18 protein-coding genes, 1 tRNA gene and 1 pseudogene are annotated in these 20,111 nt (G+C 65.1%); 9 read left to right on the forward strand and 11 right to left on the reverse strand.

Annotated elements, in window-relative coordinates:
- Positions 1-695: 695 nt before the first annotated feature.
- Positions 696-1,100 carry a DUF2059 domain-containing protein gene (locus QX041_RS31890; RefSeq protein ID WP_315715844.1) on the forward strand — a complete coding sequence of 135 codons (405 nt, stop codon included), beginning with the start codon at positions 696-698 and terminating at the stop codon, positions 1,098-1,100.
- 227 nt (positions 1,101-1,327) lie between these two features.
- On the opposite strand, the gene QX041_RS31895 is transcribed toward QX041_RS31890, so the two are convergent.
- From QX041_RS31895 to tsaD, 4 genes are all read right to left on the reverse strand, one after another.
- Positions 1,328-1,543 (reverse strand): dodecin family protein, encoded by a 216-nt coding sequence (locus QX041_RS31895; RefSeq protein ID WP_042340486.1) that lies wholly within the window; start codon positions 1,541-1,543, stop codon positions 1,328-1,330.
- Positions 1,544-1,711: 168 nt separating this feature from the next.
- A complete protein-coding gene (locus QX041_RS31900) occupies positions 1,712-2,125 on the reverse strand; it encodes an EVE domain-containing protein (RefSeq protein WP_315750837.1) in 414 nt (137 codons plus the stop codon).
- A gap of 176 nt (positions 2,126-2,301) precedes the next feature.
- Positions 2,302-3,282 (reverse strand): NAD(P)H-dependent glycerol-3-phosphate dehydrogenase, encoded by a 981-nt coding sequence (locus tag QX041_RS31905; protein WP_316167805.1) that lies wholly within the window; start codon positions 3,280-3,282, stop codon positions 2,302-2,304.
- A 211-nt stretch (positions 3,283-3,493) separates the two neighbouring features.
- Positions 3,494-4,561, reverse strand: coding sequence for a tRNA (adenosine(37)-N6)-threonylcarbamoyltransferase complex transferase subunit TsaD (tsaD, locus tag QX041_RS31910; protein WP_315715842.1), 1,068 nt, complete (start codon positions 4,559-4,561; stop codon positions 3,494-3,496).
- Between the two features lie 140 nt (positions 4,562-4,701).
- Between tsaD and QX041_RS31915 the strand changes: the two genes are divergently transcribed.
- The 5 genes from QX041_RS31915 to QX041_RS31935 all read left to right on the forward strand — a co-directional run bounded on the left by QX041_RS31915 (position 4,702) and on the right by QX041_RS31935 (position 10,323).
- On the forward strand, positions 4,702-5,430 hold the full coding sequence (locus QX041_RS31915; RefSeq protein WP_315825732.1) for a uroporphyrinogen-III synthase: 729 nt from the start codon (positions 4,702-4,704) through the stop codon (positions 5,428-5,430).
- Between the two features lie 50 nt (positions 5,431-5,480).
- Positions 5,481-6,779, forward strand: coding sequence for a hypothetical protein (locus QX041_RS31920; RefSeq protein WP_316167806.1), 1,299 nt, complete (start codon positions 5,481-5,483; stop codon positions 6,777-6,779).
- Positions 6,780-6,786: 7 nt separating this feature from the next.
- On the forward strand, positions 6,787-8,664 hold the full coding sequence (locus tag QX041_RS31925) for a heme biosynthesis protein HemY (RefSeq protein ID WP_316167807.1): 1,878 nt from the start codon (positions 6,787-6,789) through the stop codon (positions 8,662-8,664).
- A 150-nt stretch (positions 8,665-8,814) separates the two neighbouring features.
- Positions 8,815-8,890, forward strand: a tRNA-Thr gene (locus QX041_RS31930).
- A gap of 185 nt (positions 8,891-9,075) precedes the next feature.
- Positions 9,076-10,323 carry a tyrosine-type recombinase/integrase gene (locus QX041_RS31935; protein ID WP_316167809.1) on the forward strand — a complete coding sequence of 416 codons (1,248 nt, stop codon included), beginning with the start codon at positions 9,076-9,078 and terminating at the stop codon, positions 10,321-10,323.
- 382 nt (positions 10,324-10,705) lie between these two features.
- On the opposite strand, the gene QX041_RS31940 is transcribed toward QX041_RS31935, so the two are convergent.
- Entirely contained in the window at positions 10,706-10,921 is a 216-nt protein-coding gene (locus QX041_RS31940) for an AlpA family transcriptional regulator (protein WP_315715837.1), read from the reverse strand.
- A 128-nt stretch (positions 10,922-11,049) separates the two neighbouring features.
- Positions 11,050-14,061, reverse strand: a complete 3,012-nt coding sequence (gene traA / locus QX041_RS31945) for a Ti-type conjugative transfer relaxase TraA (RefSeq protein ID WP_315715836.1) — start codon at positions 14,059-14,061, stop codon at positions 11,050-11,052.
- 169 nt (positions 14,062-14,230) lie between these two features.
- On the opposite strand from traA, the pseudogene QX041_RS31950 reads away from it, so the two are divergent.
- A pseudogene (locus QX041_RS31950) lies at positions 14,231-14,557 on the forward strand (conjugal transfer protein TraD).
- 1 nt (position 14,558) lies between these two features.
- On the forward strand, positions 14,559-14,834 hold the full coding sequence (locus QX041_RS31955) for a conjugal transfer protein TraD (RefSeq protein WP_315715835.1): 276 nt from the start codon (positions 14,559-14,561) through the stop codon (positions 14,832-14,834).
- Positions 14,835-14,902: 68 nt separating this feature from the next.
- Here the strand turns inward: QX041_RS31955 and QX041_RS31960 are convergent, their stop codons facing one another.
- Positions 14,903-16,309, reverse strand: a complete 1,407-nt coding sequence (locus QX041_RS31960; RefSeq protein WP_315715834.1) for an MFS transporter — start codon at positions 16,307-16,309, stop codon at positions 14,903-14,905.
- Between the two features lie 100 nt (positions 16,310-16,409).
- Here QX041_RS31960 and QX041_RS31965 point away from each other — a divergent pair, with 100 nt between their 5' ends.
- Positions 16,410-17,333 carry a LysR substrate-binding domain-containing protein gene (locus tag QX041_RS31965; protein ID WP_315715833.1) on the forward strand — a complete coding sequence of 308 codons (924 nt, stop codon included), beginning with the start codon at positions 16,410-16,412 and terminating at the stop codon, positions 17,331-17,333.
- 287 nt (positions 17,334-17,620) lie between these two features.
- Here the strand turns inward: QX041_RS31965 and QX041_RS31970 are convergent, their stop codons facing one another.
- From QX041_RS31970 to QX041_RS31985, 4 genes are all read right to left on the reverse strand, one after another.
- On the reverse strand, positions 17,621-18,103 hold the full coding sequence (locus QX041_RS31970; RefSeq protein WP_315715832.1) for a hypothetical protein: 483 nt from the start codon (positions 18,101-18,103) through the stop codon (positions 17,621-17,623).
- Between the two features lie 257 nt (positions 18,104-18,360).
- Positions 18,361-19,140, reverse strand: coding sequence for a class I SAM-dependent methyltransferase (locus QX041_RS31975; RefSeq protein WP_315715831.1), 780 nt, complete (start codon positions 19,138-19,140; stop codon positions 18,361-18,363).
- Positions 19,141-19,355: 215 nt separating this feature from the next.
- A complete protein-coding gene (locus QX041_RS31980; RefSeq protein WP_315715830.1) occupies positions 19,356-19,802 on the reverse strand; it encodes a hypothetical protein in 447 nt (148 codons plus the stop codon).
- 63 nt (positions 19,803-19,865) lie between these two features.
- A partial coding sequence (locus tag QX041_RS31985) for a hypothetical protein (protein ID WP_316167812.1) occupies positions 19,866-20,111 on the reverse strand: 246 nt, incomplete at its 5' end.

The raw sequence follows: 20,111 nt of genomic DNA on the forward strand, positions 1-20,111 counted from the left end.
CCAGCGAAAGAAAATGCTGGCGGCAGGCACCACAGGTCTGGCCGAACACACCCGGCCCTCCCTGCGCGATTGGTTTTAACGGCTGCTTCGCGTTCTCCCTGGTGCGCCGGGCTGTCTGGCCACCATCACGAGCGCGACACGCTGAGGGTATCGGCACCCGCTTGATATCAGCGTCGGGATATCAGGACCGCGCGACTTGACCGTGCGTGCATCGCCGTTCGTCCGCGCGATCAGCTCACGCTGCGTCGACCCACGCCCATCGCATCCCACTGCCAACGATCCGTGACGGTCGCGAAACGTCCCTCATGCGGCAGCAGGGACGTGCGGAAATGTGCAGGTGATTTGCCCGACGGTGCAATGCCGACAGCGTGCGACAAACTAACACGACGGGCAATTCGCGCATGTCGGGAATGCGGAAACTGCCCGACGGGCAACAGAGCAGGCTTTGATCCGCACAATAGCGCGGGGATGCCAATCCGGTTGCAGCGGCAGAAAACACAGCTTAGCGGTACTGTTCGCTGGCTCCGGCTGATCTTAAGAATTGGAACCCGGCCGTAACAGCGATCGCCGCTGCAGCCGGCACATGGGGGATCAGGATGAAGCATCGCTGTCGGTACGTAGTCGTCGCCTCCGCCATTTGGCTCACCGCCGCAACGCCGCCATCGGCAAGAGCCCAAGCGACATCACAGGAGTCCTTGGCGGCCGCGAAAGAGCTGGTCTCCGTGATGCATATGAATGACCAGGCGACAGCCCTGTTGCCGATCATTCTGAAGAACCTGAGACCGACGATCGTCCAGGGGCGCGCCGAGGTCGCTCTGCAATATGATGCGTTGATCCCGAAGTTCACCCAGGCCTTTCAGGGCAGGGTTTCCGAATTCTCGGATGCGATCGCGGTCGTCTATGCCAGGAACTTCTCGGCGGACGACCTCAGGACCATGGCTGAGTTCTACAGGACCCCGACAGGTCAACGAGTCCTGCAGAAGCTGCCGTCCGTCACCCAGGAGTCGAGCATTGCCGGGCAGAAATTTGGTCAAGCTCTCGGCGAAGAGATCAGGAAGCAGATGGTCGATGAACTGAGGAAGAAAGGTCTCGATCTTTGATCCGAACTCCCGATCGTCATGCAGCGGCGCTGCCCTGCGACATAACCGGCGCGACGGGCAATTTCCGTATGACAGGCTTGTGGTCCGTCCCGCCTCGCCATCCCCGGGAAGCCGAACCGAGACGTCCACGGTCATGCCCCCGACGCCGGGCACGACACCGGATTGCAGGCTCAAACCTTGCCGCGGGCCGATAGTCCGGCGAACGACAACGCAAGTCGATGGTCAGCTCATGCGCCTTCGAACTTGAACGACACGTTGAGCTTGGCTCGATAGGCTTCCACCTTCCCCTTCGCGTCGAGCTGCATATCGAGCTGGACCACTTCTGCGACACGCAGGTCTCGGAGTGTCTTCGCCGCCTGCTCGACGGCGTTGGTAGCTGCCCTTTCCCAAGATTCGCTGCTGGTACCGATCAGCTCGATGACTTTGTAGACGCTGTCAGACATGTCGGTCTCCTGTTCGGTATGGAGCAGGAAGCAGGTGCTCCCTGCCACAACTGAACGTAGCATCATCGCGCGGCGCCTGAAAGGACGCAGCCTACCCATGGCAGCCGCAGGTCCGGAGCTACCACGAGTAGCGCTAACGCCTTGCGCGTCTCACAAGCCCTTGCGCCCCTACACGCCGCCCAGCTTGCAGACGTGCTTCCATTCCGCAGGCGTGACCGGCTGCACCGACAGCCGCGACTGCTTCACCAGCGCCATCTCGCTCAGCATCTTGTCGGCCTTGATCGCGGCGAGCGTCACCGGGGTCTTGAAGGGCTTGTGCGCCTTGATGTCGACGCAGACGAACTTGCCGGTCTTGTCGGTCGGATCAGGATAGGCTTCCTTGATGATCTCGGCGATGCCGACGATCTCCTTGCCCTCGTTGGAATGATAATAGAAGGCGAGGTCGCCTTTCTTCATCGCCACCAGGTTCTGCCGCGCCGTGTAGTTGCGCACGCCGGTCCAGGCCTCCCCCTTCGCGCCCTTCGCCACCTGCTGGTCCCACGACCATACCGAGGGTTCGGATTTCACCAGCCAGTAGTTCATGATGGTCGTCTCTTTCCATTCGTCCTGGCCAGGCAAAAGCGCGAAGCGCTGGGAGGTCCCGGCCATCCACGTCGCACTGCTCGGCGCATTATCCAAGACATGGATGCCCGCGACAAGCGCGGGCATGACGGCGGAGAGAGCGTCGTGCTGGATGACGTCGGTCGCGCGGCGGCCGCTCACTCCTCCGCCTTGAATGGGCGCATCATCAGCGCCTCGATCGCGGCATCGATCGTCACGGTGCCGGCGAGAATGGCGGCCACCGCCTGCGCCACCGGCATCTCGACGCCGCGCGAGGTGGCGAGTTCGACCAGCACGGGCGCGGTGTATTGTCCCTCGGCGAGCTTGCCTGCGGGCAGCGGCTCGCCGCGGCCGAGCGCGAGGCCGGCGGCGAAGTTGCGCGATTGCGGACCGGCGCAGGTGAGGATCAGGTCGCCGAGGCCGGACAGGCCGGTCAAGGTCTCGCTGCGCGCGCCATAGGCGCGGCCGAGCCGCACCAACTCGGCGAAGCCGCGCGTGGTCAGCGCCGCCAGCGCCGAGGCGCCGAGATTGCGGCCGGCAACGATGCCGGCGGCGATCGCCAGCACGTTCTTGGCGGCGCCGCCGATCTCGACGCCGCGCACGTCGGTCGAATGATAGGGCCGGAAGGTCGGCGAACCCAGCGCATGGACGAGGTCGGCCGCGAGCGCCTCGTCGGGCGCGGCGAGCGTCACCGCGGTCGGCAGCCCTCGCGCGACGTCGTCGGCGAAGCTCGGGCCGGACAGGATCACCGGGATCGCGTTCGGCGCGGCCTCCGCGATCACCTCGGTCATGAATTTATGGGTGCCGTGCTCGATGCCCTTGGCGCAGGCGACGAGCGGCGTGCCCGGACGGAGCAGCGGGGCGAGATGCATGACCGCACCGCGCAGATGCTGGGCGGGGACAACGATGAGAACGGCGTCGGCGCGGGCGGCCTCGGCGAGATCGGCGGTCACGGCGATGCTGGGGGCGAGCGGAATGCCGGGCAGTCGCGGGTTTTCGCGGGCAGCAGAGATGCGCGCGGCGTGGTGGCTGTCGCGCGCGTAGAGCGTGACCTCACGGCCGGCACGCGCGGCGACGGCGGCGAGCGCCGTGCCCCACGCACCGGAGCCGACGATGGAAATGGTTTGGACGTGGGTCATGCGCCGCAAGCGCCGCTGCGCTCCCTCCTCCCTTGTGGGGGAGGGCTGGGGAGGGTGCCACGAGCGGCAATCCTTGTGGGGCCACCCCCACCCCCGACCCCTCCCCGCAACGGGGAGGGGAGTGCACCGCGTCCTGCGCACCAGCTTGCGTCACGATGTGCAGGAGCACGGCTCAACCGATGGCTGAGTTCAGCCAGCAACTCCGCCACCCTTAAAACCCCGCCCGCGTATTCGCGAACTTGCCCGGCACGCTGGCATTGGCATCCAGCAGCCAGCGCGCGCGCGGCGCGGCGTCCATGCCGTCCACCATCCCTAGCGCCAACCGCTCCAGCCCGGCCCAGGCGATCATCGCGCCATTGTCGGTGCACAGCGCCGGCGGCGGCATGATCAGGCGGGTGCCGGCCTGCTGCGCGACATCGTCGAGTGCGCCGCGGATCGCCTGGTTGGCGGCGACACCGCCGGCGGCCACCAGCGCGGTCGGCGCGCCGAAACGCTGCTTGAACAGATCGAGGCCGACGCGCAGGCGGTCGGCGGTCGAGTCCAGCACCGCGGCCTGGAAGCTGGCGCAGAGGTCGGCGATGTCCTGCTCGCTCACCTTGCCGAGCCGACCGATCTCGTTACGCACGGCGGTCTTCAGACCGGACAGCGAGAAGTTGGCATCGCTGCGGCCCTGCATCGGACGCGGGAAGGCAAAGCGCTGACCGTCGCCGTTGCGCGCGGCCTGCTCGACCTGTGGTCCGCCCGGATAGGGCAGACCCAGCATCTTCGCGACCTTGTCGAACGCTTCGCCCATCGCGTCGTCGACGGTGGTGCCGAGCCTGACATAATCGCCGACGCCGGCGACCGCGACGATCTGGGTATGGCCGCCGGAGGCCAGGAACAGGCAATAGGGGAAGTCGATTGCATCGGTGAGGCGCGGCGTCAGCGCATGCGCCTCGAGATGGTTGACCGCGATCAGCGGCGTGTCGTGCACCATCGCGATCGCCTTGGCGGTGGTGAGGCCGACGATGACGCCGCCGATCAGGCCCGGCCCGGCCGCCGCCGCGACGCCGCCGAGCGCGGCATAGTCGATGCCGGCCTCGCGCATCGCCGCGTCGATGAGATGGTCGAGCATGTCGACATGGGCGCGCGCGGCGATCTCGGGAACCACGCCGCCATAGATGGCATGCTCGTCGGTCTGCGAGCGCACGACATTGGAAAGGATCTGCCCCTTGCCGTCCGAATCACGCGCCACCACCGCCGCGGCGGTCTCGTCGCAGGTGGTTTCGATGCCCAGCACGAGCGTTTGCGATTCGTTACCCAATCTCAACCCTTTTGGTCATTATGAGTGCGCAGAACCGCCTAACACCACGAGGTCGCCAGGTGCAATCGTCCGTCCGTTGCAGCCCGGCCGATCCGTGGTCGACGGGAGCATAGCACATGGCCGTGCTGGTGACCCGTCCCGCCCCGGACAATGAACGCACCGCGAGCGCCCTGCGCGCGCGTGGCTTCGAGGTGCTGCTGGCGCCGATGCTGCGCTTCGAGCCGGTCGCGCTGCCGCCGGACGTCGGCGGCGATGCCGCCGGACTGATCGTGACGTCATCGAACGCGCTGCGCGCGGCGGCGCCGCAGCTCAGGGCGTCCGCCTTGCTGCGCCTGCCGCTGTTCGCGGTCGGCGACCGGACGGCCGCAGCCGCACGCGAGGCCGGCTTCACGCAGGTGATCTCGGCCGCGGCCGATGCGACCGCGTTGCGCGACCTGATCGCAGACAGCGGCGTCATCGAGGCCAGGGCCACCCTGCTCTATCTCGCCGGCGCCGACATCTCGCGCGACCTCGCCTCCGAGCTCGCCGAGCGCGGCTTCGATGTGATCACCCAGACCGTCTATCGCATGGCGCAGGTGACCACCCTGCCGCGCGAGGTCTGCGACGCCTTCGCAGCCAACCGGATCGAGGCGGTGCTGCATTATTCGCGGCGGAGCGCGGTTGCGTTCGTGGCGGCCATCCGCGCCGACGGCGTCGAAATCTCGGCGCTGGCGGTGCCGCATGGCTGCCTGTCGGCCAATGTCGCCGAGGTGCTGCGCGAGGCCGGCGCCACCCAGGTCACAATCGCGGCGCATCCGGATGAAAACGACATGCTGGAGGGCCTGACCCGTGCGCTACGGTCGTGAATGGCGTAAGAGGGCCTGCTCAATCTTGCCTCAGCCAGGGAACTTCCACCATGGTCGATGAACCCGACACCGCTGCACCGGCCTCCGACACCGGGCGGCCGAAACGGCCACCGCCGACCATCGATTTGGAGCCGACCTCGCGCGAGGAGCGCCCGTCGGCCAGCGAGAGCGCGGCCGAGCGGCCGACCACGTCGCCCTGGTCGGCCCCGGCCGAAGCCTTGGCCGAGGGGTCGTCGGGCGCGGCGAGCGAGTCGCATCCGCATGGCGCCGGTGACGCCGAACCGGAATCGGCCGCCAGCGAGACGCCCGAGGAGACGGTCGCCGCGGCCGAGCCGCCGCACGCCGAGCTTCCTCCACCCCCGCCGCCGCGTCCGGTGTCGCCCTGGATCATCGCACCGTTCTCCGGCGCGGCCGCGGCCGCGCTGGTGATCGGCGTCGGCTGGATGCTCGGCTGGCCGCCTGTGCAGCCGCCCTCGGCGATCTCGCCGCAGTCCGCCGCTATCGACGAGCTCACCTCCCGCGTCGCCGGGCTGGAGCAGCGCGTCGGCAAGCCGGACGGCGCCGTGACCGGCCGGCTCGATGCCGCCGACAAGACGATTGCAGCGCTGCGCAACGACGTCGTCGGCCTGCGCGCGCAGGCCGACAAGACCGTGGCGGCCCTCAACGATGTCCGGGCGCAGCCGCGGGACGGCTCCGCGCCGGCGCCCGAGCCGGTCGATCTCTCCGGCCTGACGGCGCGCATCGACGCGCTGGAGCGGGCGAGCAAGAGCCAGAGCGCGGCGCTGGCACAGGAGCGCGCCAAGCTCTCAGAGGCGGCCAAGCCGGCCGACGATGCGCCGCTGCGCCGCGTGGTCGCCGCGACCCTGCTCGACGTCGCCGTGCGTCACGGCGATCCCTATGGAGCGGCGCTGACCACCGCCAGATCGCTGGCGCCCGACGCGGCCGCGCTGAAGCCGCTGGAGGCATTCGCCACGACCGGCGTGCCGAGCCCCGCGGCACTGAGCCGCGAGCTGCTCACCATCGTGCCGAAGCTCTCGCCGCCGGCGCCCGAGAGCACCACGGGGACTTCGATCCTCGGCAAGCTCTCGGCCGGCGCCTCGAGCCTGGTCAAGGTCGAGCGCACCGACGGCGCCGGCACCGATCGCGGCGCGGTCGTGGCACGGATCACCGCGGCGGCGCTGCGCAACGATTTCGCCGAGGCCCGCCGCGAGCTGAAGGGTCTCTCGCCGGAGGATCGCGCCCCCGCCAATGATTGGCTCGCACGCGCCGATGCCCGCGACGCCGCGCTGTCGACCGCCCGCAAATTCGCCGACGACGCGATGACCGCGCTCGCCAAACCCGCGCAATAGGACGCCCATGTTCCGGATCGTCATTTTCCTCATCCTGGTCGGGCTCGCCGCTGCGGGCTCGGCCTGGGTCGCCGAGCAGACCGGCGACGTCGTCTTGAATTGGGGCCCGTGGCGGATCGCCATGACCTTGCCGGTGTTCGTGCTCGCGCTCGGCCTGACCATCGCGGCCTGCGTGCTGGTCTGGAACCTGATCAGCGCGCTGCTGCGGGCGCCCGGCCACATCCGCAAGGCGCATCGCGCCCGCCGGCATCAGCGCGGCCGCCACGCCATCACCCACGGCCTGCTGGCGATCGGCCAGGGCGATTCGACCGCGGCGCGGCAGCACGCCGACACCGCCAAACGGCTGGCCGGCGATGATCCGCTGACGCTGCTCCTGCACGCCCAGGCGGCGCAGCTCGAAGGCGACCGCGACGGCGCCCGGCGCGCCTTCCGCGCCATGGCCGAGCGCCACGACACCCGCCTGCTCGGCTTGCGCGGCCTGTTCATCGAGGCGCAGCGCGCCGACGACGCCTATGCCGCGGTGATGATCGCCGACGAAGCGCTCAGGCTGGCGCCCAACGCCACCTGGGCCTCGCATGCCGTGCTCGGCTTCCGCTGCGCCGAGGCCGACTGGGACGGTGCGCTTTCGATCCTCGACGGCAACTACACCGCCGGCATGATCGACAAGCCGACCTACCGCCGTCAGCGCGGCGTGCTGCTGACGGCGCGCGCGCTGGCGCTGGAGACCGGGGATCGCGACCTGTCGCGCTCGAGCGCGATGGAGGCGGTGAAGCTGGCGCCGACCCTGGTGCCGGCCGCGGTGCTGGCGGCGAAGTTCGAGAGCGAGGCGCACCAGGTGCGGCGCGCGATGAAGATCATCGAGGCGGCCTGGGCGGCGTGTCCGCATCCGGATCTCGCCGATGCCTACGCCCATGTGCGGCTCGGCGATTCGGCCACGCAGCGGCTGGCGCGGGTGGAGAACCTGGCCGCGCGGACGCCCGGCCATGTCGAAGGCGCGCTGGCGGTGGCGCGCGCGGCGATCGACGCCGCCGAATTCGGCCGCGCCCGCGAGGCGCTGGCGCCGTTCACGGAGGATCCGACCCAGCGCGTGGCGATGCTGATGGCCGAGCTGGAGCGCACCGAGCATGGCGACGCCGGCAAGGCGCGCGAATGGGCGCTGCGCGCGGTGCGCGCCCGCCACGACCCGGCCTGGACCGCGGACGGCTATGTCAGCGATCGCTGGCAGCCGATCTCGCCGGTCACCGGCCGGCTGGACGCCTTCCAATGGCAGACCCCGGTGGCGAGCCTGCCCTCGGAGCGCAGCAGCGTGATCGAAAGCTCGGCCTTCGCCGAAGCCGTGCTGGCGCCGCCGGCCCGGCCCGCCGTGGCCGAAACCGCGGTCGAGCCGCCGCGCGAGGCCGTGGTGATCACTCCGGCGCTGCAGGACAACGAGCCGCCGCGGCCGGTGGTCGCCGCCGATCTCGAGCAGGCCGAACAACCGGCCGAGGCCGTGGACAAGCCTGTCGACAAGCCGGTGGATATCCCTGTGGACATGGCTGAGGATAGCCGGTTGATCGAGGCCGTCGCCGCCGAGCCGGCGCCGCCGTTGCAGGCCGCGGGTCCCGTCGAGGCCGAATCGGAGCCGGAGACGGAGGCCGAGCCGAACGCGGTCGCCGCCAAGCCGGCCGAGACCGCGGCAGCCGCGCCGACGCCGCTGTTCCGCACCCGCAACGATCTCGCCCGGCCGGCGGAGACGCCGATCCAGGCGATCGTGCCGATCATGCGGCCGCCGGACGATCCCGGTGTCGATGACGATGACCAGCCCCGCGACGAGTTCGCCGAGCAGCTCGCGCCCAAGGCCCAGGCCGGCGGCTGGCGCGGATTCTGGTCGCGGTTCGGCGGCTGAGGACCGTCAGGCCCTCCCGCCGTTCCGGTCACACCGGTTCGTTTCGGAGCCGCGGCCGCGCGCGTTGTCCTTGCCAACGGGCCGTCCGCCCGATATCAGGAGCGCGTCCGCGTCGTCCGGCCTCGTGCCGGGCGCTCGCCGCTATGGTTCGCCGCAATAGCTCAGCTGGTAGAGCACGTCATTCGTAATGACGGGGTCGGGGGTTCGAGTCCCTCTTGCGGCACCACCCCCCTTCCGCAGCCGTCCTCCCTCGTTCGTTTCTCGCCGACAAGGTACTGAAAACAAAACATTTTCGGTCATTCGTGGCCGTCACGGTTTGTTCTCGTTCGTTGACAGCCGATGAAATTGTTGGCCTCCTTGTTGGCCTTTCGGGCGATGTAGCTTTGAAAAGGCCAACAGTTGGTGCGTGGCATGGCGAGTGGAAAACTTACGGACGCTGCCGTTAGGAACGCCAAGGCTAGTGGGCGGCTAGTGAAGCTCTCGGACGGGGGCGGCCTGCAACTGTGGCTTACGCCAAGCGGTGGCAAACTCTGGAATTTCGCGTATCGGTTCGGCAGCAAGCAGAAGAAGCTCGCCCTTGGCGAATACGGCAAGGCCCCGGCCGGTGTGCCACTGGAAGCTGCCAGAAGGCTAAGGGACGAAGCTGCGGGCCTCTTGCGGGACGGCATCGATCCCGCCATCCGGAAGCGCCAGGTGAAGGCGGCGCGCGCCGAGGCTCAGGCCAACACGTTCAGTGTTCTGGCCGATGAGCTGCTTGCCAAGAAGAAGCGGGAGGGCGTTGCGACTGCGACCGCTGGCAAGCTGGAATGGCTGCTCGGCCTGGCCAAGGCCGATCTGGGACCGCTGCCGATCGGCGACGTCTCCGCTGGCGAAGTCTTGCGGGTGCTGCAACCACTGGAAGCGGCCGGCAAGCTCGAAACGGCAAAGCGCCTGCGGGCGGTCATTGGTGCCGTATTTCGATATGCTGTCACGACCGCCCGTGCCAATGCGGACCCGACCCAAGCGCTGCGCGGCGCAATCGCAGCTCCAAAACCGAAGCACCGGGCGGCGATTATCGAGCCTGTCGCGTTCGGCGGCTTGCTGCGGGCGATTGACGGCTTTCAGGGCCAGCCAACGACGAAGGCCGCGCTGCAACTGATCGCCCTGCTAGCGCCGCGGCCGGGCGAGCTGCGCCACGCGACATGGGCTGAGTTTGATCTGGACGCTGCCGTGTGGAACATCCCCGCCGAGCGGACGAAGATGCGCAGACCTCACCGCGTCCCGCTTCCAGCGCAGGCTACCGCCATTTTGCGGGATCTGCATCCGATCACAGGGCGAGGCGTGGCCGGGCTTGTCTTCCCGGGCCTGCGTTCGGTGACGCGGCCGATCAGCGAAAACACGCTGTGTGCGGCGCTGCGCCGTCTCGGCTATTCGAACGACGAGATGGTCGCTCACGGTTTCCGCTCGACCTTTTCGACCCTGGCCAACGAAAGCGGAAAGTGGAGCATCAACGCCATCGAGGCTGCGCTGGCGCATGTTGAGCGGAATGCTGTGCGCCGGGCCTACGCCCGCGGCGACTATTGGGATGAGCGTGTGAAACTGATGACGTGGTGGGCCGACTATCTCGATGCGCTGCGCCAGGGTGCGCGCATATTGCAATTCAAGGAAGCGTCAGCGTGAGCAGTGGTGGGCCTAGTACGTTAAGATCGTGTGCGGGGATAGGAAGGCTATCCGATAATCCGGTCAGCACCTCCGGGTACACATCGATTGGGGTACGACACGAGTGAGCTTATGGCGGCGGCCCTTTTGGTGAACAATGGGACGCCGGCATTTCACCAAGAACGGATCAGAAAACGCGGAGTTGGCTGCGTGGAGAAGCCCCTCTGTCAGCGCAGGACAAGCCTGTTGCTATCAGCGCAGAACTAGGACCGATTGACGGTCCAATCAGCAACGGGCCGAAGACGCGCCTCTCTAAGGAATAGGGCAAGCTGCCGCCACGGCGGACGCGCGCGTTGTTGATCATGCGTTTCGAGGACAACGACGATTGACGTTCATCTTCTCGTCACCGGACTTCACCGAGCGCGCCCCTCGGTCGCCACGAGACAGGATCTGCGATCCACCGGTTGATTTCGGATTCATGCCAACCGCTGCCATTGGTGCTGATCTTGATCTGAACCGGGAATGTGCCCTCGGCGATCTTGCGGTAGATCGTGGACCGCGACAGCCCGGTCCTCGCGAGAACGGTTTTCAAACGGATGATGCGGTCCGCTTCGCGCATGGCCGGGCTGCCTCCTGCTGGCTGGTTCTGACGGCTGCTGAGAGAAGAGAGGCCACCGCCTGGCGGGCGTGCAATTGGGTTTTCGACTTGTCGGGGCGTGGCGCCCAAGCGGCGGCAGATAGGCCTAGTCAGCGTTCGAGGCCTCGGTCTTTTCCAAGGCCGATACCGTGGGCAAGGGCTAGCTCCTGGCCGAGCCGGCGGCCGGATTCGAACGCGATGCCGAGGTCGTTCTTGCGGCCGGCGAGGATGGATTCCAATTGCGGATCGCGTTCGAGGCTTTTGGCCATGTCGCCCATTGCCGAGCGCGCAGCCTTGTAGCCGGACATGTCGCCAGCTTGGTATAGGCGCTGACTGGTGTGGCCAAGCTTGTGCCAGCGCTCCACAAAGCGATCGGCGCGCCGGCTTGGATCGGTGCGAAGTTCGGTCTCGATCTGGAGCGCACGGATGGCGGGGCTGACCTGACCGGCCGCCGCCTTACGGGCGAGCTCCGGGTTGTTTCGGTAGGCGGCTTCGGCGTCATGCGAGCCATAAGGCCGCACCGCCTCGAAGGCATGGCGGGCCGTCTGTAGTTCTTTCACCTGCTCCGGACTTGCCTGCCTGCCTATCTTCCGCTCCGCGAAGATCGCATCCACGGCGCGGGCATGGCGCACGAGCGCCCGGGTCCGGACGCGACGTGCTTCCACCTCGGGATCTTGCGCCACGTTCCTTGCCGGCACTTCGGGTTCACGCCGGTCGGTTGCCGTACCACTCCTTTCCCTTTCCGGCGACCCGGGCTCGGGCCGTTGTCCGCCATATCGGTCGGACACCTCCCCAGGAACGCGAAGGCCGTCGAACATGTCGCGCAGCTTCTCCGGCATGACCTTGCGTACGATCTCGGCCACGCGCTCGCGAAACGTGATCCCACGCCGCTCGGCGTAGCTTTGGATCGGATCGGCACGGTCGTAGTCGGAAGCCATGTCCTTGGCGCGATCGCGCGACAGGGCGCGGACCAGCCGAACCTCATTGGCAAAGTCGTCACGGCCATAATGCAGGTCGACGCTGTCGCGATGCCGCGACAGGGAGACATAGCTGCTGTGGGCGTCCATGCCGGGCGTCGCCAGCACATGGACGCGGTCCACCGTCATGCCCTGCGCCTTGTGGATCGTCGCCGCATAGCCATGGTCGAGCCGATTGTAATCTTTGAGGTCGAAGCGCACGGATCGGCCATCGTCGGTCTGCACGGTCATGGATTTTGCGCTGACCTGCTCGATGGTTCCGAGCGTGCCGTTCTTGACGCCGAGCCCGCGCTCGTTCTGCAGGAACATGACCCGATCGCCGCCCGCAAAGTCTCTCGTGCCGCGCTCGACCGTCACCTCCACCTCGTCGCCGAGATTGCCCGCTGCCCGCATCCGCTCGCGCGCCGTCTCGTTCAGCGCATGGACCTCTTCGTTGGTATGGGTGAGGATGATCCGGCTCCGATCCGGCGAGGCCAGCCGGTCGCGGTCCCAACGCTCGATCAGATCCCCTCGAGCCTGCTCGCGGGTCTGGGCCTCGTGCACCAAGCCATGGGCGCGGTAAGCTCCGAGCGCATGATCCACCTTGCCGGTCGCTAGATCGCGCGTGGCACCGCGCTGCCAGTCCTCCCGCTGACGGCGCACTTCGCCGATCTCGGCGCCGCCGTGACGCTCATAAATCGACCGGAAGGCCGCTCCCGCTTCGATCGCCTGCAGCTGTTGCGGATCGCCGACGAGCACCACCTTTGCGCCAGCCTCGGCGGCATGGGACAGCACGCGCTCGAGCTGCCGCGTGCCGACCATCCCCGCCTCGTCGATGACAAGCACATTGCTCGATTTGAGCAGATCACGGCTCTGTCCCCAGCCGTGCTCCAGGCTGGCAATCGTGCGCGACGCAATGCCCGATCCGCTTTGAAGGTTTTCCGCGGCAATGCCGGACAGCGCCACGCCCCGGACCTCGAAGCCAGCCGCTTCCCACGCCTCCCGTGCCACCCCCAGCATCGCGCTCTTTCCCGTCCCGGCATGGCCGACCACGACGCTGAGATCGCGTCCACCCGTGACGTGCGCCAAGGCGTCAACCTGCTCGGATGACAGCACCAGGCCGCGCGCTTCCGCACGCGCCAAAGCCGCCCTGCGCTCCGCATCTCGCACCTCGAGGCGCTCCCCTCCCGCCAACAATTCAGCGGCACGGTGCAGGCGCTGTTCCGTCTCGATCATTCCGCGGGTTGTGAACCGATCCTCGCCGCGGGCGTCCTTACCGAGTTCGATCAGATCGGGCGTTCCCTGTATCGCGCCCATGACCGCATCGAACTGGTCGAGCCCGTCACTGTGCCGGTGCGCGAATTTTGCCAGGTCGCGGCGCGTGAAGGTCGATTGCTGCTGGGTGATCGCGTCCAGTCCAAGGGAGGGATCAGCGATGATCCGCGCGCCATTGTTGCGCGCGATCTCGCGGTGCATCTCGGCCCGGTCGGCCTCAGACTCGTCGCCCGCAATGCCTCGGATCTCAATCCGTTTGGCGGGCGCGCCGATCTGGCTTTGCGGCTCCAGCGCAATGCCCTGGGCTTCCAGGCTGCGATGGTCGATCCGCGCGTCGATGTCGAGCTGGGCCAGCCGCTCGTTGACAAGCTCGGCCCAGCGTCTGCGCCAGCGCTCGACCATCTCCGTACGGTTCCAGTCCCGTACCTTATTGCCAAAGCCGCTCTCGTCGACCGAGCGCATGGTCACCATGACATGGGCATGAGGTTTCGGCAGTCCGTCCTCCGCCCTGTCCCAATGCACATTGAGATCGGCGATCATACCGAGACCCACGAACTCGCTCCGAACGAAATCGCGGGCTAGCTCGATGCCCTGCGCCTCACTCATCTCGCGCGGAAGCGCAAACTCCACCTCGCGGGCCAGCTGGGCATCTTTCCGGATTTCGTGCGCTTCGACGTCATTCCAAAGCCGCTCGCGGTCGCTCCATGCTTCCGGCACGTTCTCCGGCAGCATGACCTCGGAATGAACGACGCCGCGCTTGGCGGAGAAATCCTGATCGCGGCCGAGCCGCTCGTCACGCAGCCGCGAGCCGGAGCGGTAGGCCGCCGATGCTACCGCGCTGCTCCCGGCCTTTCGGCCAATGACCTTGACGTGAAGATGATAGATCGCCATCGCGACCAGATCACTGGCACAGCGAAGCGCACGTCGGAACGACGTATAAGCGCGCCCTCCTCGAAAAAATCTCGGGAGGGACTACCCCGTCTCAGCTCGTCCTGATGACCTTACAGCATTCTGCGGTGTGCTCGCCTATTATTTCTCCATCGAGCTCATGGAGACGATGATGCGCAAGCCACGAGACTTTGATGCGGATCTGAAGGCACTCGAAGACAAAGCGCGCGGGCTGAAAACTCGAAAGGTGCGCCAGCTCGGCGAATTGGTCATCGCGACCGGAGCTGACACACTGACGGCTGAAGAACTGGCAGGCGCGCTGATCGTGCTGGCCGAGACGAAGGAGGCCGGGAAGAGGGAGGCATGGGCCAAGCGCGGCGCCGCGTTTTTTCAAGGACGGACGCGCTGAAATGCGCCAGCAACTGACCGCAACACGGACGGCGCTCCTGGGCAACCGGACGGCGCGCAACCGGCATCAAGCCGCAAAAGCGCGACATGACATGCGCGCGTGGCAGGTCGAACGCCGCAAGCGCACCCGGCACCTCATCGAACTCGGCGGCCTCGTGGTCAAAGCCGGCATCGTGGACCTGACCGGTGACGACCGTTCCACGATCTTGGGCGCGCTGCTTTGGATGGCTGACAAGCTTAAAAGCGGTGAGGGCGAACGGGCACGTGAGCTTTGGGCCGCGAAGGGAAAACAAGCGTTCGAAACGGACCCTGCAATGGAAACGCGCACAGTTCGTAGAATGCGCGACAATCGCACGTTGGCCGACTAACGCTTCCGCAGCAGCCCGCTTGGTGAATTGCACGATCCTAATATCAACTGCAAAGTTGGTTTGCCGCTTTACTGCAGCTCCCTTGCGACAGGAATTGAGAGCAAGGCAAACACAATTGCACCAAGCACAAGCGTGATCGCACCGACGAGAAGAAAAGCGGGTGGATACAGGCCGCTACCGCCCAGATTCAGGACGGCTCCTATCAGCGCGATGCCGAAAGCAAAGCCCACCTGACGCATTGTGACACACATGGCGGCAGCCGTCGCCGCTCGATCGGCTGGAACCGAGGAAACCGAGAAGGCCGTGATCTGAGCGTTGAACAGTGCGCACCCCGCTCCGCCCAGGAGCAGCATCGCGCCCACGGCCCACGTCGCTGCCGAGCTGGATAGATCCCTTGAAATGGCTCCCAGGAACAATGCCGCGACGCCAACCACCGTCAGTCCTCCGCCGAAGTAGAACCGTGCCGGCATACACTGCGACAAGCGCGCGCCCAGACTAGGCAGCAGGAGCATTGGTATGGTGAGCGCGGTTAGCAGCAATCCGGAGCGACTTGCATCGAGCCCCATCGGCCCGCGCATCATCTGCGGCAGATGGACGAGCAAGGACCAGTAACCGATCGAACTTGCAATAGCGGTGATACAAAGGGCAAGGAACGGAACCGACGCAAACAGTCCGAAATCAAAGGCCGGCCGCGGGTGCCTGCGCTCTACGACCCAGAACGCACAAGAAGCGAGCACGGTTGTAGCCAATGCTATCCCACGAAATCCGCCTGATGAGAGGAGCGCGTACGCTGAGGAACCGACGACTAGCGCTAGCAGGTTCGGCCCGAGCCAATCCATTGGCGGTTGAGAGCCGACACGTTCCGATTCCGCCAGCGGCGAGGCGAAGACCACGAGCGCCATACAGAGCGGAAGATTGATCCAGAAGATCCACGGCCAGCCAGCATAGGAGGCAATGATTGCTCCGAGCGGTGGTCCGACGACCATTGAGCCACCGATGACCGTACCCCAGATGCCGAAGGCCCAGGCGCGTCGCTTACCCGGATAAGCGGCCGCGAGTAGCGCCGCAGCCGCCGACGTGATCGCAGCGCCTGCGACGCCTTGCAGCACGCGCCACGCCAGCAGGCTCTCGAACGTGGTCGACGCCGCAGACAGTGCCGAGGAGAGAGCAAACAAGACGCCGCCGCCAATGAACACTCTTCGCCGCCCGTGTCGGTCTGCAAACGGACCGGCAACCGGAAGCGCGAAGATGAGAGCGAGGCTGTAGATGTCGATAATCCAGGCCTGGTCTTGCACCGGGACCCCTAAGCTGCTGGCGATGTCCGGTAGCGCTGCGGCCAGGCCCGTGAGATCGACCTGGAACAGAAATCCGCTGACACTCGCCGCAAGAAGCGCAAACCGCGGCAATCGTGAAGAAGAACCGTTATCCGCGATTGTCGGATCCTCAACCAGCGCAATTTCGAGATGTTCTGCCATCGCCTTAGGCTGGCGGAAAAACGGCTTGGCAGCGAATGAAGCATTCTCAAAATCTCATGAAACTGTATCATGTGGTTCTCATTGATCACTTCTTGCTCCGATGGTCCGTCGCCTTCCACCTTTTGCTCCATTGGTCGCGTTCGACGCCGTCGCGCGCCACCGCTCATTCACTCGCGCGGCTGAAGAACTTGGTGTGACCCAGAGCGCGGTCAGTCATCGAATTCGGCAGCTCGAGACATTTTACGGGACGACTCTGCTCCGCAGACTCAATCCCGGGGTCGAGCTGAGCGCCGAAGGAAGTTTGCTGCGAGCCGAACTTGCGATGTTGCTCGACACCATGGCCGGACTGGAGCCTCGTCTGCGCCGCCGCGCCAGCCGCCAAACCGTCAGATTGGGTTCAGGCCCGGCGTTCGCCGCGTGGTGGCTCGTCAGGCGACTTCCATCGTTTCAGTCGGAGCATCCCGACATCGATGTCGAGTTCGAGCCAATCCAAGCGGAGCAGGACGCGACGAGTTCAGTCGATCTTCGTATCGTCTGGACGTCGCTTGCCGAAGCACGGCCCAGTTCGACTCAAGCGCCATTGTTTCAGGAACGGGTGGTTCCGGTGTGCGCGCCACGTGTGCTGCCTGAAGGCAAGCCGCTGGCGAATCCGGCCGGTCTGATTGAGCTTCCGCTGATTCGCAAGGGGAGCGATCCCGCCGGTGAGTGGAGTTGGGAATTCTGGTTCAAGACACTTGGCGTGAACCAGGCCGTCTCCCGCGGGCCGGTTCTGCGTGATATCGGGCTTTGCCTCACCTCTGCCGTCGAAGGCGGCGGGGTCGCGCTTGGACGCTCGCTTCTGATCGCCGACGCAGTCGCCGATGGCCGCCTCGTACCGGCGTTGTTGGCGACGCCTCACGTGTCTTCGAGCAAAGTCCATGTGGCACGTTGGCGTCCAGAACTCACCGGTGATCGAGCTATCCGGACTTTAGTCAATTGGCTTTCTCGAGAAACATTGGTTACGGCAAACTGCCCCTCGGCTTGAACACGATGCGCAGAACGCAGACCTCTGAATTGCTCCGCAACTACGGTGTACCCAATCGAAATGGCGCACCACGGCCGATGAAGATGGGCACTACTGCTTCGCTATACCTCTATGATGCAGCGGCCGCCAAAGCGATCCGGCCGGATAACCAGCGACGGACTACGATCTTCCGCTACGCCTCATGGGCGACTGTCTTCCCGATTCCGCTGGTGGTCCGGTTACCCCTCGATAGCGGCCATTTCGATCAATCGCAGGATCGACGTGATGGGCCAATAGCCGACCACCAGTCACCGTCCCAGGCGCGATAGGAGCGCGGCCGCGTTCGGCTGCCTCGCAGCCCACGTAATATTATGTTCGCCGTCGACCTGCACAAAACCTGTACGTTCAGGCATGTCACTCCCATCAAGTGAGTTGAAAGTGCATGTTGCGCTTTCGCGAATGATGGCACCGATACGATCCTGAGCTTGGTAATCGATGAGCGCGATATACTGAACCGGCGAAGCTCGCTCGACTTGGGCAATGGCTTTCTTGGCTGCCTCGGACACTCGCCGTATCGGGTCTTTGAAGAACTCGTCGAACGTGATTGTCTTCCGAGACTCGTCTACGCTGATCCGCTCATAGGTGGACGGAGCAACCAACCGCTCCTTGATTGCTCTATCACATGTCTGCACAAATTGAGCGGTGAAGGGTGCGTAGCCGCGAAGGTACGCGTGGCCTAGAACGATCACACCGAAGCTCAGAAGCATTGCAATTGCGAGCTTTGTTCTCATCTTCCTGGTCGCTTGCCGACATTGCCCACGCCGCACTCAATACCGCTCTTGGACAAGGAAGCGGAAATCGAAGGAGAGCATCTTTTGTGCGGCCGTTACTAAAAACTAACGATGTCCGATTCGAAAAGCTGCCTTCTGATCGTCTGACGGCTCGCTTCCGGTTAAACCGCGAAAGCGGACATTCTCAATGCCGCTCTGGATCGTCCGTAGGGGGCCAGAACCGGAAGTGAACGCGACAAATGGGCTAACGCGAAGGGCTATTTGTCGCCATCAATACGGTGAGCAATGTAAAGATGCGTTTCATAATCGATGTCGAGGCCGCCTCCTTGATCGTCGATTGCTTTTGCAATTTCATCGAGCAGGTCTTCACGCGTCTCTGCCGCGAGTAACCGAACGTCCGACCGCGTGCTCAGAAACTCGGTGTAGCTGGACGCCGTGTGCTGCCATTTCCACAGATAGCACTTGTGTTCAACGGGCCCGAACAACTGCGACTGGTCAAACCAGTCCTTAAACGGGCCGTTCGGTAGGTACCAAGCTTCGGGCGGCGCCCCCCACGAGCCCGTGTGACGTAGCCAAATTTGCTTAAACCGTTCCAGTAAATGTGAGGGTAGTCCGACAGGCACGTGCCCGAAGACGGCCAGTGTTCCGTTAGTCGAAAGCAGTTGGGCGGCTTTTACGAACCGCACTTCCGGGGATACCCAGTGCCACGCCTGTGCCGCAAAGATTAGAGCGAACACTGAATTTCCAACTGGCCACGCCTCGAAAGTAGCCTCGGCTAGTTTCACGTTGGCAAAACTCGCCAAAGTCTCGCGCGCGTAGCGGATCATTTCCGATCCGGGATCAATGGCGACGATCTGCAAACCCCGCTTCGCAAAGCTTTTTGTTGCTTGACCCGTTCCACAGCCAATTTCAAGAACGGCATCGGTTGGCTCTAGGTTTGCAAATGACATGACATCGTCAATCAGAGCCTCAGGGTAATCGGGTCGTGAGGCCCTGTATACGTTCGCGACCTGATCGAATGTGAAACGCTGCTCCATCGTTTGCCCCCTTTTGGCGGTTAGGGAACATAACCTGAGCGGCGTCTGCCCGTCCAACAGCCCACTTCCGCTTCGGGTCAAAAAGCCGGCGGTCGGTGCCCGGCTCCCTTATTCCGGTCGAGGCCCGGAAGCCGACATCACCGGCGGGACCGAAGGTCCGGGACGGGCCAGCAGCGGAAGTAAACGCGACAAAAGCGAAGGGCTACTTGTCGCCGTCACCTCTTTGGCAGCGCGTCGATAGCCGCTGCATACGAATCAGCAGATTGCAGAAGCCTGATGGCCCGTGCCGCCGGTGCCTTATCGGAGTCATATTGATAGCGAATCCTGATCGCGCCGATCAGCGTTTTCTTAAACTCGGACAGCGGCAGCCTCGCTTCATTGGCCAGCACCGGAATCGCAAAAATCGAACGCAGCAACCATGGTCCGATGGCTCTGATGCCGCCGAACGGGCGAACACGAATAAAGTCTAGAACATCGAACGACCGGCCGTCGGCGTCTACTAAGTGCCATTCGCCAGCGCGGGCGCGTTGGGCCGTCTCCTCAAACATCGAGCGGGGATGTGCACAGAGTTCGAGTGGCGTCGCAGCCAGATAGATGTAGCCCTCTCGCCAACAAAGCACGGGATACGAGATGTCGGGCAGATCGGCCGTCGTTTGACTCACTGGTCGCCGCAAAGTGCCAAATTGCTTGTACTCCAGGAGGCCACGATGCCTCGGTACTCTCCCTCAACGTACCAGCATACGTTGACTGAAGCTTTGCAACCCCAAAATGACAGCGGTGCGAACGAAGGTCCGGTTTAGGTCAAAGCCGGTCCTTTTGCCCCCTGGACGGCTTGCTTCCGGTCGACCTCCGGGAGCAGACGTCACCGTCCCGACTGGAAAGGTCCGCGAGGGGCCGATTCCGTTGAAAAAGTCGGCAGTAGTTTCGTCGTGAACGCCATCTGTTTCGAGGACGAATTGGCGCGTTGTGGT

Origin of the sequence: Bradyrhizobium sp. SZCCHNRI2009 (assembly GCF_032485115.1) — a bacterium.
Taxonomy (GTDB): domain Bacteria; phylum Pseudomonadota; class Alphaproteobacteria; order Rhizobiales; family Xanthobacteraceae; genus Bradyrhizobium.

What these genes read in the sequence shown, in the direction of transcription:
- QX041_RS31895 (WP_042340486.1), bottom strand. Translation starts at nt 1,543, where the DNA reads ATGTCTGACAGCGTCTACAAAGTCATCGAGCTGATCGGTACCAGCAGC.
- QX041_RS31900 (WP_315750837.1), bottom strand. Translation starts at nt 2,125, where the DNA reads ATGAACTACTGGCTGGTGAAATCCGAACCCTCGGTATGGTCGTGGGAC.
- QX041_RS31905 (WP_316167805.1), bottom strand. Translation starts at nt 3,282, where the DNA reads ATGACCCACGTCCAAACCATTTCCATCGTCGGCTCCGGTGCGTGGGGC.
- QX041_RS31915 (WP_315825732.1), top strand. Translation starts at nt 4,702, where the DNA reads ATGGCCGTGCTGGTGACCCGTCCCGCCCCGGACAATGAACGCACCGCG.
- QX041_RS31920 (WP_316167806.1), top strand. Translation starts at nt 5,481, where the DNA reads ATGGTCGATGAACCCGACACCGCTGCACCGGCCTCCGACACCGGGCGG.
- QX041_RS31925 (WP_316167807.1), top strand. Translation starts at nt 6,787, where the DNA reads ATGTTCCGGATCGTCATTTTCCTCATCCTGGTCGGGCTCGCCGCTGCG.
- QX041_RS31935 (WP_316167809.1), top strand. Translation starts at nt 9,076, where the DNA reads ATGGCGAGTGGAAAACTTACGGACGCTGCCGTTAGGAACGCCAAGGCT.
- QX041_RS31940 (WP_315715837.1), bottom strand. Translation starts at nt 10,921, where the DNA reads ATGCGCGAAGCGGACCGCATCATCCGTTTGAAAACCGTTCTCGCGAGG.
- traA (WP_315715836.1), bottom strand. Translation starts at nt 14,061, where the DNA reads ATGGCGATCTATCATCTTCACGTCAAGGTCATTGGCCGAAAGGCCGGG.
- QX041_RS31955 (WP_315715835.1), top strand. Translation starts at nt 14,559, where the DNA reads ATGCGCGCGTGGCAGGTCGAACGCCGCAAGCGCACCCGGCACCTCATC.
- QX041_RS31960 (WP_315715834.1), bottom strand. Translation starts at nt 16,309, where the DNA reads ATGGCAGAACATCTCGAAATTGCGCTGGTTGAGGATCCGACAATCGCG.
- QX041_RS31965 (WP_315715833.1), top strand. Translation starts at nt 16,410, where the DNA reads ATGGTCCGTCGCCTTCCACCTTTTGCTCCATTGGTCGCGTTCGACGCC.
- QX041_RS31970 (WP_315715832.1), bottom strand. Translation starts at nt 18,103, where the DNA reads ATGAGAACAAAGCTCGCAATTGCAATGCTTCTGAGCTTCGGTGTGATC.
- QX041_RS31975 (WP_315715831.1), bottom strand. Translation starts at nt 19,140, where the DNA reads ATGGAGCAGCGTTTCACATTCGATCAGGTCGCGAACGTATACAGGGCC.